Raw genomic sequence first — 16,238 nt, 5'->3', positions numbered from 1 at the left:
ATCACTGATTGTTCGGATTATTATTGAGTTCTCGCGCCGCGGGGCCGCCAGTCGCGGGCGCGGCGCATCCAGTGCTCGCCGCGCAGGCGCAGGCGCTCACCGTCCATGGTGTCCCCGGCGGCGACCGCCTGGGCGAAGCAGATGCGGGCCTGCTCGCGGCAGCCTTCGGCGTCCAGCTCGACGCCCTCGCGTCGGTCCGGCCCCTCATAGCGCTCCTTCTGTCCCCTCAGGGCCACGTCGGCGATACTCCACGGGAGCCCCGCACGGCCCCGCGATATCAATGACATAGACCGCCGTCGCGGGCTCTATCACCTTGGTTAGAGAGCCCGCCGTCACAGCGCCTCTATAACCAAAGTCAGGCTGCGGGCGGGGCCGGCAACCTGTATCCATAGGCCGCCGTCGGGGGACGGCGGGCGAGCCTGGGCCGACGCTTCGCAGCTGTGGTCCGGCTCGCCCCTTAGGCCCCCTCTGAGGCCCCTCTCAAGACATGGACTAGTGGACGGCGTCGCCGGTCAGCGGCAGGCGGACGCGCACCCCGACGCCCGCGCCCGGGGCCGTCTCGATCGACATCTGGCCGCCCAGGTGCTCGACCAGCCCCTCGACCAGGGCCAGGCCGTCGCCGGCCGTCAGGCTCTCGGCCCCCACACCCGAATCGCGCACCACCAGGCTGACCCCGCCCGAGGCCAGGGAGCAGGCGATGGCGATGGACCCCCGCGCCCCGTCCGGGAAAGCGTGGCGCACGGCGTTGGACACCAGCTCATGGACGATGATGGCCAGGGGCAGGGCGTGCGTCTCCGCCACCGGCGCCTCGGCCGCCCGGACGTCGATCCGGATGCCCCGCTCCTCGACCGACCGCCGCCAGAAGCCCGCCGCGTCGCCCAGATAGGCCGCGAAGTCGACCGGCCCCTCATCGCTGATTCGGCGGTTGAGAAGGGTCATGGCGGCGGTGACGTCGCTGAGCCAGGTCATGTGCCGCCGGCTCTCCGGATCGGTCACGCGCCTCAGCCGTATGCCCACCAGGGCCTGCAGGAGCTGGTAGCCGCCCAGCAGGCGGCGGCGCAGGTCGGCGATCTGTAGCTCCGCGTTCGCGGTCATTCCCACCCGGCCCCTTGAAAACTTGACATTTTCAATAGCCCAGCTTGAACCCTTTCGCCATGTCTGCGTTCCAACTGTTCGGTAACCGACAGAGTAGTGCTAACGGGGCTGTCGAGCGCGCGTACTGGGGCTGTAGTGACTGATACACCCGACCTCCGGGTCATGATCGTTGAAGACCAGGCCATCCTCGCGATGGAGCTAGAGCTGGTGCTTACGGACGCCGGCTGCGACGTCGTGGGTTGCGCCATGGACCGTGCAGGGGCCTTCGCCATAGGCGACCGCGAGCGGCCCGACCTGGCCCTGGTCGACGTCAACCTGCTGGACGGGATGACCGGTCCCCAGATCGCCCATCGGCTGGTCGAGGAGTACGGCACGGCCGTGGTCTTCCTGACCGCCAACCCCGAGCAGATCCCGGAGGGCTTCGCCGGCGCCCTTGGGGCCGTGTCCAAGCCGTTCGACGAGATGACCATACGCGCCGTCATCGCCTTCGCCCGTCAGTTCATCTTCCACAAGACGGTGGGCCAGGCCCCGCGCCGGTTCCGCCTCGCGCCCTGGCTCAAGACCCCGCCGCGGGACATCGCTCCCCACTGAGGGTCAGTCGAGCGGCATGCCCGGGGCGTCCGGCGCCGTGGTCTCACCGCCGTTCAGACGGCGCTGCATGAAGACCACGTCCAGCCAGTCGTCGAACTTCCAGCCCACCCCCTCGACCGCGCCCATGGGCGTGAAGCCGCAGGCGGCATGGAGCTTGATGGAGCCGGTGTTGGCACTGTCGCCGATGACGCCCAGCATCTGGCGCAGACCGAGCGCCTCACAGCGCGCGATGAGCGCCAGCAACAGGGCCTTGCCGACCCCGCGCCCGTGGGCCGAGCTGAGCACATAGATCGAGTCCTCGACCGTGTAGCGATAGGCCGCCCGCGTCCGGAACGGCCCGGCATAGGCGTAGCCGACCACGGCGCCGTCCAGCTCTGCCACCAGCCAGGGCAGGCCCAGCTTGAGGATCGCCGCGCGCCGCCCGGCCATCTCCGCCGCGTCCGGGGCGGTCAGTTCGAAGGTGCCGGTCCCGGTCAGGACCCCCTCGGCATAGACGGCCGTGATGGCCTCCAGGTCCGCGTCGACGGCGTCGCGGACGACTACCGCAGCCTCGCTCACGCCTGTTCCCAGCCCTTGTTCACGGCCCAGACGGCGAAGGCGTAGTCGTGGGCGATCTCCTTGAGGTAGTCGAACCGGCCCGAGGAGCTGAAGTGACCCGCGGTCATGTTGATCTTGAGCAGGATGGGCTTGCCCGAGGTCGTGGCGGGCCGCAGCTTCGCCACCCACTTCTGGGGCTCCCAATAGGTCACGCGCGGGTCCGACAGACCACCCGTCGCCAGCACCGCCGGATAGGCCATGGGCGCCACCTGGTCATAGGGGCTGTAGCTCATCATGTAGTCGTAGTCCTCGGCCGACTCGATCGGGTTGCCCCACTCCGGCCACTCGGGCGGCGTCAGCGGCAGGGAGGTGTCCGACATGGTGTTGATCACGTCGACGAAGGGCACGCCCCCGATGATCCCGGCCCACAGGTCCGGCCGCATGTTGGTGACGGCGCCCATCAGCATCCCGCCCGCCGACCGGCCCTCGGCGACGAAGTTGCCGGCGGTCGTGTAGCGCTCGGCGATCAGGTGTTCGGCGCAGGCGATGAAGTCGGTGAAGGTGTTCTTCTTGGTGTGGCGGCGCGCGGTCAGGAACCAGTTCCAGCCCTTGTCCGACCCGCCCCGGATGTGGGCGATGGCATAGATGAAGCCCCGGTCCACCAGGCTCAGCCGGTTGGTCGAGAAGCTGGCCGCGATCGGCATGCCGTAGGAGCCGTAGCCATAGAGCAGCAGGGGCGCCGAGCCGTCGACGGGCGTGGTCTTCTTCCGCAGCACCGTGATCGGCACCAGCTGGCCGTCGGGCGCCGGGGCGTTCAGCCGCTCGACGACATAGTCGGCCGGGTCGTGGCCCGAGGGGACTTCCTGGGTCTTGCGCAGGGTCTTCGTCCGCGTCGCCATGTCGTAGTCGAAGGTCTGGTTCGGCGTGGACGGCGAGTTGTAGGCGTAGCGCATGACCGTGGTGTCGAACTCGGCCGAGCCACCGAGGGACAGGGCGTAGGCGGGCTCGTCGACGGCGATCTCGTGCTCGGCGCCGGCGCGATCGCGGACGATGACGCGGCTGTTGGCCTCGGCCCGCTCCTGACGGACGAGATAGTCCTTGAACAGGCCGAAGCCCTCGATGAAGCGGCCCGGCGCATAGGCGACAATGTCGGTCCAGTGCGACAGACCCGGGGTCGCGGTCGGGGCCTCGACGATGCGGAAGTCGACGGCGCCCTCATTGGTGCGGATGGCCCAGCGGTCGCCCCAGTGGTCGGCGTCGTAGAGGCGTCCGGTGTGGCGCGGCTCCAGCACGACCGGCGTCGCGGTCGGGTCCGAGGCCGGGATGTAGCGGTACTCGGACGTCTCCTGATTGGCGATCGACACGCCGATGAAGGCCTCGTCGGAGGTCACGCCGACGCTGATGAACATCCCGTCGTCGGCCTCTTCATAGACCAGGGTCGTCTCGCCGCCGCGGGCCGGGCGGCGGAAGATCTTGTCCGGGCGGCCGTTGTCGTCGCGGTTGGTCCAGAAGATCCACTGGCTGTCCGGCGAGAAGGTGAAGTTCTCGGTCGCGCTCTCGATCACCGCGGGCAGGACCTCGCCGGTGGCCAGGTCCTTGACGTAGATCCTGAACACCTCGGAGCCCTGGGCGTCCTCGGCATAGGCGAAAAGGCTGTGGTCGGGGCTATGCGAGGTCGCGCTGACCTCGGAGTAGGCCTTGCCCTCGGCCAGGGCGTTGGCGTCCAGTAGTAGCTCAGGCGTCCCGGCGGCGCGGACCTCGTTGACCACGGCGCCGTCGTGCATGAAGGGCGCGGCGCGGCGCTTGCGCATGTAACGCGGGTGCTGCTCGCCCGTGCGGTACTCGACGTAGTACTCCCAGAAGCCGTCCGGCATCGGCACCGAGCTGTCGTCCTCCTTGATGCGGCCCTTCATCTCCTCGAACATCGCCTCCTGCATCGGCAGGGTCGGGGCCATCATGGCCTCGCGATAGGCGTTCTCCTCGGTCAGGTGTTCCTTGACGTCCGCCTTTATGATGGAGGGGTCGCGCAGGACCTGCTGCCAGGCGTCGTCCTTCATCCACTGATAGTCGTCCGTGCGGACCCGGCCGAGCTGTTCGATCCGCACGGGGACCTTCTTGGCGACGGGCGGGACGGGGCGTGTGGTCATACGGACAGGGCTTTCAGCAGAGGCGAGATCGGGCAGGGCGGCGGTCATTCCGACGGCCGCGCCGGAGGTGATCAATTGGCGACGGTTCATGATATGGGGTCCCCAAGGAGTCGGCGCGACCTTGTGCGACAGCCGACCTCGCCGTCAAACCGGAAACGTCCTGAATGCTCGCCTTACAGACTCCGCCGGCGGTCGAAGCCCCGGCTCCTGCGCAGGTCGCTCCGGGAGGGGCCAGGCATTGGGATCTGACCGTCGGCCTGATCAACGCCACCGTCCAGCTGGACCAGCCCACCGGCGCCGAGACCCGCACCGTCGGGACCGGCTTCCTGATCGACGCGCCGAAGCCGGACGGCACGCCGCGCGTGGTCATGGTCACCGCCGGCCACGTGCTGGAGAAGATGCCCGATCCCGACATGCGGGTCGGCTGGCGCGTCGCCATGCCGGACGGCAGCTGGAAGTTCGATCCCCAGCCGCTGGAGATCCGCAACGAGGCCGGAACGCCGCTGTGGACCACGCTCGAAGGCCGCGACATCGCCGTGATGGAGGTCCAGGCGCCCGAGGCCTTCGCCAAGGCCGCCATTCCCCTGGCCTGGCTGGCCGACGCCGACAGCTTCGAGACGCTGGACGTCGGGCCGGGCGACGAGCTGCTGGCGCTCGGCTTCCCGCGCGGCCTGTCGTCGAACCGGGCGGGTTTTCCGATCCTGAGGGTCGGGCGTGTGGCGTCTTACCCGCTGACGCCGGTCTCGGCCTTCCCGACCTTCCTGATGGACTTCACCGTCTTCCCGGGCAACTCGGGCGGCCCCATCTTCTGGACGCCCACGGCGCGGCGCCGCCCGGGCTCGACCGAGCCGGACCATCCCTTCATCGCCGGTATGCTGAGCCAGGAGGTCATCGTCGGGACCGAACGGCTGGAACTGGGCGTGGTCGTCCAGGCCCAGTACATCCGCGACGCCATCGCCCTGCTGGACAAGCCGAAGGCTCCGTAAGGGGGCTTACGCCCCCAGGGCTTCCCGCGACATCTTCCTGAGCAGGTCGCCGCCCTGGCCGACGGCGGCGAGGCGGCTCGAGACGTGGCCGAGGACGTTGGCGGCATAGACCTCATAGAGGCCCAGCTTGCCTTCCAGCCAGGCGGGGTCGCCTTCGCCGGTCTCCAGTTGCGCCTTGGCGGCCAGAGCGCCCTTGGCCAGCATCCAGCCGCCGACGACGTCGCCGAGCAGCTTCAGATAGGCATCGGCGGCGGCCAAAACGTCGGCGGCGCGGTTGGCGTCGGCCTTGGCGTCCAGCAACCACAGGGTGGCGTCCTCGACGGCCTCGATGGCGGTCCTGAAGCGTTCGACCGGCTTGCCGGTGTAGAGCTTGCCCAGCGCGGTCAGGGTCGTCTTCATCTCGACGATGACGGCCTTGGCCGCCTCGCCGCCGTCCATCGACAGCTTGCGGCCGACGAGGTCCATGGCCTGGATGCCGTTGGTGCCCTCATAGATCGGGGTAATGCGGGCGTCGCGATAGTACTGGGCCGCGCCGGTCTCCTCGATGAAGCCCATGCCGCCGTGGATCTGGACGCCCATGGAGGCGACGTCGCAGCCGACGTCGGTCGACCAGGCTTTGGCGATGGGGGTGAACAGGTCCTCGCGACCCTTCCAGCCCTTACGAGCCTCGTCGGTGGCGGCGTGCTTCGCCAGATCGGCGGCGACGCCGGTGGAGAAGCAGATGGCGCGGGCGGCCTCGATCTTGGCCTTCATCACCGACAGCATGCGGCGGACGTCGGGGTGATCGAAGATCGGGGCGTTGGCCTCGCCGGTCCAGATCGACCGGCCCTGACGGCGCTCCAGCGCATAGGCCAGGGCGTGCTGGTACGCCATCTCGGCGATGCCGACGCCCTCGACGCCGACGGCGAGGCGGGCCGCGTTCATCATGACGAACATGTGCGACAGGCCCTGGTTGGGCTGACCCACCAGAGTGGCGCGCGCGCCCTCATAGGACATGACGCAGGTCGGGGAGGCGTGGATGCCCAGCTTGTGCTCGACCCCGACGGGGCGGAAGTCGTTGCGGGCGCCCAGCGAGCCGTCGTCCTTCACCTCGAACTTGGAGGCCAGGAACAGGCTGATGCCCTTGGGTCCGGGAGGGGCGTCGGGCAGGCGGGCCAGCACCATGTGGACGATGTTGGGCGTCGCGTCGTGGTCGCCCCAGGTGATGAAGATCTTCTGGCCGTTCAGGGCGTAGGTGCCGTCGCCGTTGGGCGTGGCGGTGGCGGTCAGGGCGCCGAGGTCGGAACCCGCGCCCGGCTCGGTCAGGACCATGGCCCCGGTCCATTCGCCCGAGACCAGCTTGGGCAGATAGACGGTCTTCTGCTCCTCGGTGCCGTGGGCCTCCAGCGCCTCGATGGCCGCCAGCGACAGCATGGGGCAAAGGCCGAAGGCCATGTTGGCCGAGTGGACGGTCTCATAGGCCGCCAGCTCCAGCGCCTTGGGCAGGGCCTGCCCGCCGGCCTCGACGGAGGCCGTCAGGCCGGTCCAGCCGCCGGCCGCGAACTGCTGATAGGCGTCGGCGAAGCCCGGGGCGGCGGTGACGGCGCCGTTGGCGTACTTGGCGCCGGCCAGGTCGCCCGGGCGGTTCAGCGGGGCCAGCACCTCTTCGGAGAAGGAGCCGCCGGCCTCGAGCACGGCGTTCATCAGGTCGAGGTCGAAGTCGGGGAAGGCCCCGGTGGCCTCGAGCTGTTCGACACCGGCGACGGCGGTCAGGCTGAAGGCGAGGTCGCGGACAGGGGCGCGATAGGGCATGGCGGGCTTCCGGTAGATCAAGACTTTGAGGTCTAATGCCGCCATGCCGTGACGGCACGCAAGACACCAGAGTAAGAAGGATGGGACCGGGCGCCGCCGCCCGGCAGGACCGCTGTGCCGCGTAGCTGACGAGGAGTCTCCATGGCCGAACCGCGCAATCGCTACTCGACGGTGTCGCTGACCCTGCACTGGCTGATCGCGGCCCTGATCCTGGGGCAGATCCTGCTGATCAATGCGGCGGAGGCCAAGGGCGCGGACCGGGCGCTGTGGATGATGCTGCACAAGTCGGGCGGGATGGCGATTCTCGGTCTGACCCTGATCCGCATCGGCTGGCGGATCGCCAATCCGGCCCTGGCTGCGCCCGCCGGTTCGCCCAGATGGGAGGTCTGGCTGGCGAAGGGCGTCCATGTCCTCTTCTACGTCCTGCTGCTGGCCCTGCCGCTGACGGGCTGGCTGGCGGGCTCGGCGGCGGGCCGGGACTTCCAGTTCTACGGCCTGTTCGACTTCCCGCTGCTGCCGATCGGCGGCGGGCGGCCGCTGGCCAAGGCCCTGATGGGCGTCCACGAGGCCTTGCCCAAGGCGCTCTACGTCCTTCTGGCCCTGCACGTGCTGGGGGCGCTCAAGCATCAGTTCGTCAACCGGGACAACGTTCTGCACCGGATGATCCCGCTGATCCCGCGGCGTCCCTGATGTTGAGGAGGGCGGTCTTGATCGGCGCGGTGCTGCTGCTCGCAGGAACCGCGAGCGGCGCTCCGGCGGAAGTCGGGCGTTGGTCGGTGATCCGCGAGCAGTCCAGCATCAGCATGTCTGTCAGGGCCTTGGGAATGACCCACGCGGGTCGCTTCACCAGCTGGACCAGCAGCGACATCCACTTCTTCGACGAGAGACGGGACGAGAACGCCGATGGCACCATCGATGTCCGTGCTGCTTCCCTGACCATGAAGCAGGGCGCCCTGAGCCGGCAAGCGACCGGCCCGGACTTTCTCGACGCGGAACACTATCCATTGATCCGGTTCCGGCTGCGCTCCGTGACACTGGAAGACCGCACCGGCGCGCTTCGCGCCTATGCCGATGTTACCATAAAGGGTCAGACCCGGCAGGTCGAGTTTCGGCTGGGGACGTTCCCGGAGGGCAATGGCGGCTCTATCACCGGAAGCTTCACGATCGATCGTAGGGACTTCGGTGTCGGCGGCGCGAGCGGGCTGAACGGCTTGGTCGGCGATGACGTGCGTATCGATGTGTCGCTGGTTGTTCGAAGGAGGACGCCATGAGCTGCAACGGACTGAGGGACAGCGATTCCGTCGACACCGCCGCCGCCGCGCTGAAGGCCGGCCAGCTGGTCCTGCTGCCGACCGAGACGGTCTATGGCCTGGCTGCCGACGCGTCGGACGCCACCGCCGTCGCCGCCATCTTCGAGGCCAAGGGCCGGCCGCGCTTCAATCCCCTGATCGCCCATGTGCCCGACGCCGTGGCGGCGGAGACGGTCGCCGTCTTCGGCGAGGCGGCGCGCAAACTGGCCGAGGCCTTCTGGCCGGGGCCGCTGACCATCGTGGCGCCGGTGCGGGATCGCGGCGCGGTCTGCGATCTGGCGCGGGCGGGGCTGGACAGCGTTGCGGTGCGGGCGCCGGGCCATGCGAAGGCGCGGGCCATCCTGTCGGCCTTCGGCGGCGCCGTCGTGGCGCCCTCGGCCAACCGGTCGGGACGGCCCAGCCCGACGACTTTCGAGGATGCGGTCGAGGAGACCGGCGCTTTCGCCGCCGCCGCCGTCGACGGCGGGCCTTGCGCTGTGGGGGTTGAGAGCACGGTCGTCTCGGTGCTGGACGGCAAGGTCGCCCTGTTGCGCCCCGGCGCCGTGACTCGCGCTGAGATCGAGGCCCTGGTCGGGCCATTGTCCGACAGCGGGGAGGGGCACCGCTCCCCCGGCCGCCTGACCCTGCACTATGCCCCCGACGCCCCGGTGCGGATCGAGGCGGAGGCGGCCAGGGCGGGCGAGATTCTGCTCGGCTTCGGGCCGGGCGTCGGTGAGGTCCGCTGGAGCCTGAGCCCGACCGGCGACCTGCGCGAGGCCGCCGCCAATGTCTTCCGCCTGCTGCGCGAGGCCGACCGCGAGCATCCGGCGGGCATCGCCGTGGCGCCGATCCCGCTGACGGGTCTGGGCGAGGCGATCAACGACCGGCTGCGCAGGGCGGCGGGGTATGTAGGGTAGGGCGCATCGTCGCATCGCCCGCGACCGGGAACCCGCTAGTGTCCGGCGACCAAGGAGTCGCCTCATGAAGCCCGCCGTTCTGATCCTCGCCGCCTTTGCTGTCGCCGCCCTCGGCGCCTGTACCGACAGCAAGCGGGCGCGCAACGCCGCGACCTTCGGCGACAAGCCGGCGGACATCACCTGCTGGACCTATGGGACCGAGACCTTCCAGGGCCGGTCGACCGGCAAGGTCGAGCGCGACGACGGGCGCATCGCCTTCGTCGACGCCGCTAACGGCCGCTACACGACCGTCGATGGCGAGTGCCGGGTCATCTATTCGAAGTGACCCCTAGGGGCGCGTCTTTATCTCCCAGTCCAGGCTCCAGCGGCCAGGACCGAAGGGCTTGAGCTCCGTGATCGAAGCCGTGACCTGACGGTCGAAGCCGTCCAGCACGACGGTGCGGCCCGCCACCGAGGCGATGGTCGCATTGGTCTGCCAGAAGGCGCCGCCGTCGTGACGCATCGACAGACGGATGTGGACGGAGTCGTTGGTTTTCGGCGTCGCGGCGGGCATCGGGTATCCTTGGGGAGGCGGGGCGGTGTGGGCCGTGTTGGCCGTAACCGTCAACTCACATCCTGAGACCCGGCAGTTCGGCGGCCTGCCTGATCCAGTCCCGGAACTGGTCCTCGTCGAGGGCGTCGGTCTCGCGGACATCGAGGTAGCGGACCTCGGCCTGTTTGGAGGTCCCCGGCGGCATCGGATCCAGCGACGCGCCGCGGAAGAAGGCGACCTTCACATACTTCGCATAGCCGTGGAGGCTGACGAACCACTCGCCCGGGACCGTGCCGTAGAAGGGCGAGTTCCACTTCACCGCCTTGGCCACGCCGGGCACGACCTCGACGATCAGCGCGTCCAGACGCCGGGCGATGGGCTGTTTCCAGCCCGGGGTGGCGTCGATCCAGGCCTGAACGGGTTCGTCGCCGTAGCCCTTGGGGATCTGGGGATTGCCGCCGAAGAGGAGTTTGGGCTGGTCGGACATGGCGGGCCTATGGTCACGCAAACCGGGCCTGAAGGTCAACGCTGGAGCGGACGCCGACCTGTTCGAAGCAGGTCGAGAGCCATTCCTCCGCCGCCTGTCGACCCTTGGCCTTGAGGCCGTTGAGATAGGTCCATTCGGTGTTGAACTTGGAGCCCAGCGACTGGTCGCCCAGCCAGCCGTCGGCCTCGATGGCGTGCATCAGGATGTGGCGGTAGCGGCCGCGCGCGTCCTCCTTCAGCCGGCCTTCCTCGATCAGCTCCTGGACGAAGGCCACGGCGCGCAGTTCCGCCGCCAGCGGGGCGTTGAAGACCACCTCGTTCAGCCGGTCCATGATCTCGCCCGCGGCGCGCGGGGCCTCATCCCGCTCGAACGGGTTGAGGGTCATCAGCAGCACGTCGTCGGGCGTGTCGGCGTAGAACAGGGGCCAGAGCGGCGGATTGGCCAGATAGCCGCCGTCCCAATAGGGCTCACCCTCGATCTCCACCGCCTGGAACAGGTGCGGCAGACAGGCCGAGGCCATCAGGACCTGATCGGTGATCTCGGCCGTGGTGAAGACGCGCGATTTGGCGTGGCGCACGGCGGTGGCGGCGACGAACAGCTTGATGTCCGAGGCCCGAACCGCCTCGAAGTCGATCGTGGCGTCCAGTACCCGCTTCAGCGGGTTCAGGTTGAAGGGGTTGAATTGATAGGGGCTCATGGAGCCGGCCAGGGTCTCCATCGACCGCCAGGCCGGGGTCTCGGTCAGCCAGTTGGGCGTCATGGCCGAGGACCAGATGGAACTGTCGCCGAAGACGTTCCTGCCGCCGGACTGATTGGTCTCGCGCCACAGCTTGTCGAGGGTCTTGCGGGCCTCCGCCGCGCCGCCTTTGGCCAGTCCGGAGACCAGGGCCGCCCCGTTCATCGCCCCGGCCGAGGCCGCGGTCACCGCGCGGATGTCGAGGCGGTCGTCCTCCAGCAGCCGGTCCAGAATGCCCCACTGGAAGGCGCCGTGGGCCCCGCCGCCCTGAAGCGCGAGGGCGATGGGCTTCTTGCCGTTCGGTTCAGCGGGCCCGGCGACGACCGCGGCCTTGGCGGGGACGGGAGCCTTGCGTTTGAACAGCGCCATCGGCCCTCGGGGTTTCGGTTATCGGGCGGTCCAGCCGCCGTCGATGGAGAAGCTGGCGCCCGTCGCCGAGGCGCCGAGATCGGAGACCAGATAGAGGAAGATGCCGGTCAGTTCGTCGGTCGTGACGAACCGCTTGGTCGGCTGGGCCTCGAGGATGATGTCCTTGAGGGCGACTTCCTTCGACACCCCGTTCAGCCGGGCCTGATCGGCGATCTGGGCCTGAACCAGCGGGGTCTCGACGAAGCCGGGGCAGATGGCGTTGCAGGTGACGCCGTCCTGGGCCAGCTCCAGCGCCACGGTCTTGGTGAAGCCGATCACCCCGTGCTTGGCCGCGACATAGGCCGACTTGAACGGGCTGGCGACCAGGCCGTGGGCCGAGGCGATGTTGACGATCCGGCCGCGGCCTTGCGCCTTCATGATCGGGATCGCCGCGCGGGTGGCGTAGAAGGTCGAGGACAGGTTGATGGCGATGATCTTCTCCCACTGGTCGGCGGGGAATTTCTCGACGGACTCGACGTGCTGGATGCCGGCGTTGTTGACCAGGATGTCGACGCGGCCGAGCTCGTGCTTGCCGTAGGCCACCATGTCGGCGACCTCCTCGCCGCGCAGCATGTTGGCGGCGTGGTAGCGGACCTTGACGCCGCAGCTGGCCTCAAGCTCGGCGCGGGTGCGTTCGATCTCGGCCGGATCGCCCAGACCGTTCAGCACGACATCGCCGCCGCGTGCGGCCACGGCGCGGGCCAAAGCGAGGCCGATGCCGGAGGTCGAGCCAGAGATGACCGCCACCTGACCGGACAGGTCGTTGGGGTCACGATAGACGGGACGCTGGTTATCCATCGCGGCGGGCTTGGTCCGGTTGAACATGGCGACGTTTCCGAAGGCTCAGTTTCTGCTTTGACGACAGCCTAGTCGCTCAGAACGGCGAAGGCGACAGGGCGGATCAAGAATTTCCCGATCGGGTGAATATCCAGTCCGTTTCGGTCGAGAGCGACTTGTCGAACTTGTAGCCGTCACGGTCGAACGCCTTGAGGTCCTCGGGGTTCTCGATGCGCTCGTCGATGGCGAAGCGCGCCATGGTTCCGCGGGCCTTTTTGGCGAAGAAGGAGATGATGCGGCTTTCGCCGTCCTTGTTCTCGCGGAAGTTCGGGGTGACGACGGGGATCTTGAGCGCCTTGGCGTCGACGGCGCCGAAATATTCCTGGCTGGCCAGGTTGACGAGGACCGGCGCGGCCTGACCTTCGGCGTCAAGGTTCAGCTGCTTCGAGATGCGGTCGTCCCAGAAGTCGTACAGGCTGTTCCCGCGCCGGGTCTTCAGCCGCACGCCCATTTCCAAACGATAGGGCTGGATCCGGTCCAGCGGACGCAGCAGGCCGTAGAGGCCCGACAGGATTCGCAGGTGCGACTGGGCCCAGTCCAGCGCCTTCGGATCCAGGCTGCGGGCGTCCAGGCCCTGATAGACGTCGCCGGCGAAGGCCATGACGGCCTGGATGCCGGTCTCGGTGTCCGCCGGGTCGAAGGCCTTGAAGCGCTGCTGATTCAGCCTGGCCAGGTCTTCGGAGATGCCCATCAGCTTGCGCAGATCGGCCTTGGTCTGGCGCTTGGCGATGCGCGACAGGCTGGCGATGTCCTCGACGAAGCGCGGCGTGGTCGCCGGCAGGGCAGGGTCGGTCTCGGTGAAATCCAGCCGCTTGGCCGGGGACAGCACGATCAGCACAGGTCGCTCCAGAAGTCAGAGCCGCGAGATAGGCCGCTTCGGTGACGAATTGAACCTTGTGGGACGATCTGTCCTCAGCGTTCGATCATCTCGCGGACCTTGTCGCCGAGGGCGGCCATGACGAAGGGCTTGGTCATGACCTCCATGCCCGGGTCCAGATGGCCGTTCCCGACGGCGGCGTTCTCCGCATAGCCGGTGACGAACAGGACTTTCAGATCGGGCCGGACTTCGCGCGCGGCGTCGGCGACCTGACGGCCGTTCATCCCGCCGGGCAGGCCGACGTCGGTGATCAGCAGATCGATGCGGATGTCCGTGCGCAGAATTTCGAGGCCCGACGGCCCGTCCGGGGCCTCCAGCACATGATAGCCGGCGTCGCCGAGCACTTCTGCGACCAGCATTCGCACGGTTTCCTCGTCGTCGATGACCATGACGGTCTCGCCATGGCCGCCGTGGATGACCGGGGCGATGTTGTCCTCGTCCGCGATCTCCATCTCGCCGGTGTAGCGCGGCAGATAGAGGCACATGGTCGTGCCCTTGCCGAGCTCGGAATAGATACGGACCTGCCCGCCCGACTGACGCACGAAGCCGTGGATCATCGACAGGCCGAGGCCCGTGCCCTGACCCAGCGGTTTGGTGGTGAAGAAGGGATCGAAGACCTGGGCCTGGATCTCGGGCGTCATCCCCGTCCCGGTATCCGTGACACACAGGGACACGTACTGGCCCGGCAGCAGGTCGCGGTGGCGAGCGGCGCGGTCGTCCAGCCATTTGTTGGCCGTCTCGATGGTCAGGCGACCGCCGCCCGGGGCCATGGCGTCGCGACCGTTGATGCAGAGGTTGAGAAGGGCGTTCTCCAGCTGGGGCGCGTCGATCCGCGTGGTCCAGAGGCCGCCGGCGCCGACGACCTCGACCTCGACGTCCGGGCCGACGGTGCGGCGGATCAGGTCTTCCATGCCGCCGATCAGGCGATTGACGTCGGTCGGCCTGGGATCGAGCGTCTGGCGACGTGAGAAGGCCAGAAGCCGCTGGGTCAGGGAGGCGGCGCGCTGGGCGGACCCTTGCGCGGCGTCGATATAGCGCTCCATGCCGTTCAGCCGGCCCTCGCCGAGACGCTTGCCGAGCAGTTCCAGGCTGCCGGATATCCCGGCCAGCAGGTTGTTGAAGTCGTGGGCGATGCCGCCGGTCAGCTGGCCCACGGCCTCCATCTTCTGCGACTGGCGCAGGGCCTCGTGGGCGCGGTTCAGCTCCTCGGTGCGCTCGACGACGCGCTCCTCGAGGGTGGCGTTGAGGGACTGGAGTTCCCGCTCGGCGACCTTCTTGGCGGTGAGGTCCTGGAACAGGACCGCGACCTGCTTGCGCTCGGGCGGTTCGATGCGGAAGGCGGACAGTTCCAGCCAGCGGCCGGTGGCGACCAGCTCCTGCTCGAAGCGGATCGGCTGGCCGGTGTGCAGTACCGCGCCATAGCGGTCGACCCAAGCCTGGGCCTCGTCGCCGACCATCTCGCGCAGGGTCTGGCCGACGACGTTCTCGATGCCGGCGTTGGCGGCATAGGCAGGATTGGCCTCGACGTGGATGTAGTCGCTGTCCGGGCCATGCGGGCCGTCGAAGAATTCGATGACGCAGAAGCCCTCATCCATGGTGTCGAACAGGGTGCGGTAGCGGCTTTCGCTCTCGCGCCGTTCCGCCTCGGCGCGGACGCGCTCGACGTGGGCCCAGGAGCGGGTGACCACCTCGCGGATGGTGGTCAGCTCTTCCTCGGTCCAGACGTGGGGTGTGTTGTGATGGACCGCCATCAGGGCGATCAGCCGGCCTTCCTTGAGCAGGGGCATACAGACGGTCGCCGCGATGCCGATGCCCTGGAAGGTGGCGGCCTCTTCGGGGGCCAGTTCCTTGAGGTTGTCGTTGACGATCAGGGGGCGGCCGGCGCCTAGTTCCTGCACCGCCAGCTTGCCGAAGTCGGCCAGGGCGTAGTGGCCCACGATACTGGTCGCGCCCGGCGCGGCCCAGTCGCCCCGGATGGTGAAGCCGTTCTGGTCCTCGTCCATATCGGCATAGGCCACGACCGAGGCGCCCATATGCTCGCCCGTCAGCCGGGTGATGATGCTGAGGATCTCGGCCGCGTCGACCGCGCCCTGGGCCGAAGTCGACAGGGAATCGAGGAAGCGGAGATGGGCCTCGCTGCGGGCGAGGGCGTCAAGGATCTCGCGCCGGTCGGTGATGTCGAAGGAGACGCCGGGCAGGCGGGCGGGCTTGCCGTCGGCGCCGAGGATGACGCGGCCCTCGGCGGCGACCCAGCGAATTGATCCGTCGGGCTGGACCAGCCGGTACTCCGAACGGAAGGTCGAGCGGGTGTCCAGCGTCTGCTGGATCGCCTGACCGACCCGAACGGCGTCATCGGGATGGATGGCGGTGAAGAAGCCGTCGATCGGGGCGCCCTCGCGCGCCTTCTTCGGGGCGACGCCGTACAACTCGGCGAACCGGGCGTCGGCGACCACACGGTCGGCGGCGATGTCCCAGTCCCAGGTGCCGACCCCGCGACCGGCCGACAGCGCCAGATCCAGACGCTCGTTGGTTTCCGTCTTCTCCCGGTCGGCCAGAATCCGATCGGTCGTCTCGGTGACGAAGACCATGACGCCCGCCGGATGGCCGCTCTCGTCAGGCACAGGGCCATAATCGAGGTCCAGCCAGGCAGGCTCGGGCACGCCGCGCCGGTCCAGCACCAGTTCCTGATCCTTGAGCGACCAGGATTCGCCCGCCAGACCCCGGCGGATGTTCCCGGCGTTGAAGTCGGCGATCTCGGGCCAGGCCGCCTGGGCGGGCATGCCGAGGATTTCGGGATGTCGCTGGCCGGCGAACCGTGCATAGCCGTCGTTGTAGATCAGCACGCCTTCGGGGCCCCACAGCAGGACCATCGGGTTGGGCGCGGCGGCCAGCATGCCGACGACCGTCTTCAGGCTCTGCGGCCAGGCGTCGATGGGGCCGAGCGGCGTCGCAGTCCAGTCGAAGGCGCGAATGCGCGCGGCCATCTCGCCGGATCCTCGCGGGAAACC

Annotated in this window: 17 protein-coding genes; 6 read left to right on the top strand and 11 right to left on the bottom strand. The window is 68.6% G+C overall.

Annotated elements, in window-relative coordinates:
• Window positions 1-20: 20 nt before the first annotated feature.
• On the bottom strand, window positions 21-236 hold the full coding sequence (locus AC1ROD_RS09400) for a hypothetical protein (RefSeq protein ID WP_492947994.1): 216 nt from the start codon (window positions 234-236) through the stop codon (window positions 21-23).
• Between the two features lie 256 nt (window positions 237-492).
• Entirely contained in the window at window positions 493-1,095 is a 603-nt protein-coding gene (locus AC1ROD_RS09395) for a sensor histidine kinase (protein ID WP_492947993.1), read from the bottom strand.
• A 135-nt stretch (window positions 1,096-1,230) separates the two neighbouring features.
• On the opposite strand from AC1ROD_RS09395, the gene AC1ROD_RS09390 reads away from it, so the two are divergent.
• Window positions 1,231-1,686, top strand: coding sequence for a response regulator (locus AC1ROD_RS09390; RefSeq protein ID WP_492947992.1), 456 nt, complete (start codon window positions 1,231-1,233; stop codon window positions 1,684-1,686).
• Between the two features lie 3 nt (window positions 1,687-1,689).
• On the opposite strand, the gene AC1ROD_RS09385 is transcribed toward AC1ROD_RS09390, so the two are convergent.
• Window positions 1,690-2,244, bottom strand: a complete 555-nt coding sequence (locus tag AC1ROD_RS09385) for a GNAT family N-acetyltransferase (RefSeq protein WP_492947991.1) — start codon at window positions 2,242-2,244, stop codon at window positions 1,690-1,692.
• Window positions 2,241-4,460: a S9 family peptidase gene (locus tag AC1ROD_RS09380; RefSeq protein WP_492947990.1), complete on the bottom strand. Its 2,220-nt coding sequence runs from the start codon at window positions 4,458-4,460 to the stop codon at window positions 2,241-2,243. The genes AC1ROD_RS09385 and AC1ROD_RS09380 overlap by 4 nt, the downstream gene beginning before the upstream one ends.
• Window positions 4,461-4,534: 74 nt before the next feature.
• On the opposite strand from AC1ROD_RS09380, the gene AC1ROD_RS09375 reads away from it, so the two are divergent.
• Window positions 4,535-5,356: a trypsin-like serine peptidase gene (locus tag AC1ROD_RS09375; RefSeq protein ID WP_492947989.1), complete on the top strand. Its 822-nt coding sequence runs from the start codon at window positions 4,535-4,537 to the stop codon at window positions 5,354-5,356.
• Window positions 5,357-5,362: 6 nt separating this feature from the next.
• Here the strand turns inward: AC1ROD_RS09375 and AC1ROD_RS09370 are convergent, their stop codons facing one another.
• Window positions 5,363-7,147 (bottom strand): acyl-CoA dehydrogenase, encoded by a 1,785-nt coding sequence (locus AC1ROD_RS09370; protein WP_492947988.1) that lies wholly within the window; start codon window positions 7,145-7,147, stop codon window positions 5,363-5,365.
• Between the two features lie 141 nt (window positions 7,148-7,288).
• Here AC1ROD_RS09370 and AC1ROD_RS09365 point away from each other — a divergent pair, with 141 nt between their 5' ends.
• The 4 genes from AC1ROD_RS09365 (at window position 7,289) to AC1ROD_RS09350 (ending at window position 9,678) form a co-directional block, all read left to right on the top strand.
• On the top strand, window positions 7,289-7,837 hold the full coding sequence (locus AC1ROD_RS09365; RefSeq protein ID WP_492947987.1) for a cytochrome b: 549 nt from the start codon (window positions 7,289-7,291) through the stop codon (window positions 7,835-7,837).
• A gap of 17 nt (window positions 7,838-7,854) precedes the next feature.
• Entirely contained in the window at window positions 7,855-8,418 is a 564-nt protein-coding gene (locus AC1ROD_RS09360; RefSeq protein WP_492947986.1) for a YceI family protein, read from the top strand.
• A complete protein-coding gene (locus AC1ROD_RS09355; protein WP_492947985.1) occupies window positions 8,415-9,353 on the top strand; it encodes an L-threonylcarbamoyladenylate synthase in 939 nt (312 codons plus the stop codon). The genes AC1ROD_RS09360 and AC1ROD_RS09355 overlap by 4 nt, the downstream gene beginning before the upstream one ends.
• 64 nt (window positions 9,354-9,417) lie before the next feature.
• The gene (locus tag AC1ROD_RS09350) at window positions 9,418-9,678 is read left to right on the top strand and encodes a hypothetical protein (protein ID WP_492947984.1); all 261 of its coding nucleotides are present in this window, start codon (window positions 9,418-9,420) and stop codon (window positions 9,676-9,678) included.
• Between the two features lie 3 nt (window positions 9,679-9,681).
• Here the strand turns inward: AC1ROD_RS09350 and AC1ROD_RS09345 are convergent, their stop codons facing one another.
• The 6 genes from AC1ROD_RS09345 to AC1ROD_RS09320 form a co-directional block, all read right to left on the bottom strand.
• A complete protein-coding gene (locus AC1ROD_RS09345; RefSeq protein ID WP_492947983.1) occupies window positions 9,682-9,906 on the bottom strand; it encodes a hypothetical protein in 225 nt (74 codons plus the stop codon).
• Window positions 9,907-9,961: 55 nt separating this feature from the next.
• The gene (locus AC1ROD_RS09340; RefSeq protein ID WP_492947982.1) at window positions 9,962-10,372 is read right to left on the bottom strand and encodes a DUF1801 domain-containing protein; all 411 of its coding nucleotides are present in this window, start codon (window positions 10,370-10,372) and stop codon (window positions 9,962-9,964) included.
• Between the two features lie 13 nt (window positions 10,373-10,385).
• Window positions 10,386-11,477, bottom strand: a complete 1,092-nt coding sequence (locus tag AC1ROD_RS09335) for a patatin-like phospholipase family protein (protein ID WP_492947981.1) — start codon at window positions 11,475-11,477, stop codon at window positions 10,386-10,388.
• An 18-nt stretch (window positions 11,478-11,495) separates the two neighbouring features.
• A complete protein-coding gene (locus tag AC1ROD_RS09330) occupies window positions 11,496-12,314 on the bottom strand; it encodes a 3-hydroxybutyrate dehydrogenase (protein WP_492948434.1) in 819 nt (272 codons plus the stop codon).
• Between the two features lie 103 nt (window positions 12,315-12,417).
• Complete coding sequence (gene yaaA, locus AC1ROD_RS09325; protein ID WP_492947980.1) at window positions 12,418-13,191, bottom strand: peroxide stress protein YaaA; 774 nt, start codon at window positions 13,189-13,191, stop codon at window positions 12,418-12,420.
• Between the two features lie 74 nt (window positions 13,192-13,265).
• The gene (locus tag AC1ROD_RS09320; RefSeq protein WP_492947979.1) at window positions 13,266-16,214 is read right to left on the bottom strand and encodes a PAS domain-containing protein; all 2,949 of its coding nucleotides are present in this window, start codon (window positions 16,212-16,214) and stop codon (window positions 13,266-13,268) included.
• Window positions 16,215-16,238 lie beyond the last annotated feature (24 nt).

Source organism: Brevundimonas sp. GW821-FHT12E07 (assembly GCF_058807035.1).
This window is presented reverse-complemented; position numbering and strand designations above follow the sequence as displayed.

Coding starts and splice junctions, on each gene's coding strand:
- AC1ROD_RS09365 (WP_492947987.1), top strand. CDS start 7,289: ATGGCCGAACCGCGCAATCGCTACTCGACGGTGTCGCTGACCCTGCAC.
- AC1ROD_RS09395 (WP_492947993.1), bottom strand. CDS start 1,095: ATGACCGCGAACGCGGAGCTACAGATCGCCGACCTGCGCCGCCGCCTG.
- AC1ROD_RS09355 (WP_492947985.1), top strand. CDS start 8,415: ATGAGCTGCAACGGACTGAGGGACAGCGATTCCGTCGACACCGCCGCC.
- AC1ROD_RS09375 (WP_492947989.1), top strand. CDS start 4,535: ATGCTCGCCTTACAGACTCCGCCGGCGGTCGAAGCCCCGGCTCCTGCG.
- AC1ROD_RS09320 (WP_492947979.1), bottom strand. CDS start 16,214: ATGGCCGCGCGCATTCGCGCCTTCGACTGGACTGCGACGCCGCTCGGC.
- AC1ROD_RS09370 (WP_492947988.1), bottom strand. CDS start 7,147: ATGCCCTATCGCGCCCCTGTCCGCGACCTCGCCTTCAGCCTGACCGCC.
- AC1ROD_RS09335 (WP_492947981.1), bottom strand. CDS start 11,477: ATGGCGCTGTTCAAACGCAAGGCTCCCGTCCCCGCCAAGGCCGCGGTC.
- AC1ROD_RS09345 (WP_492947983.1), bottom strand. CDS start 9,906: ATGCCCGCCGCGACGCCGAAAACCAACGACTCCGTCCACATCCGTCTG.
- AC1ROD_RS09350 (WP_492947984.1), top strand. CDS start 9,418: ATGAAGCCCGCCGTTCTGATCCTCGCCGCCTTTGCTGTCGCCGCCCTC.
- AC1ROD_RS09340 (WP_492947982.1), bottom strand. CDS start 10,372: ATGTCCGACCAGCCCAAACTCCTCTTCGGCGGCAATCCCCAGATCCCC.
- AC1ROD_RS09330 (WP_492948434.1), bottom strand. CDS start 12,314: ATGGATAACCAGCGTCCCGTCTATCGTGACCCCAACGACCTGTCCGGT.
- AC1ROD_RS09380 (WP_492947990.1), bottom strand. CDS start 4,460: ATGAACCGTCGCCAATTGATCACCTCCGGCGCGGCCGTCGGAATGACC.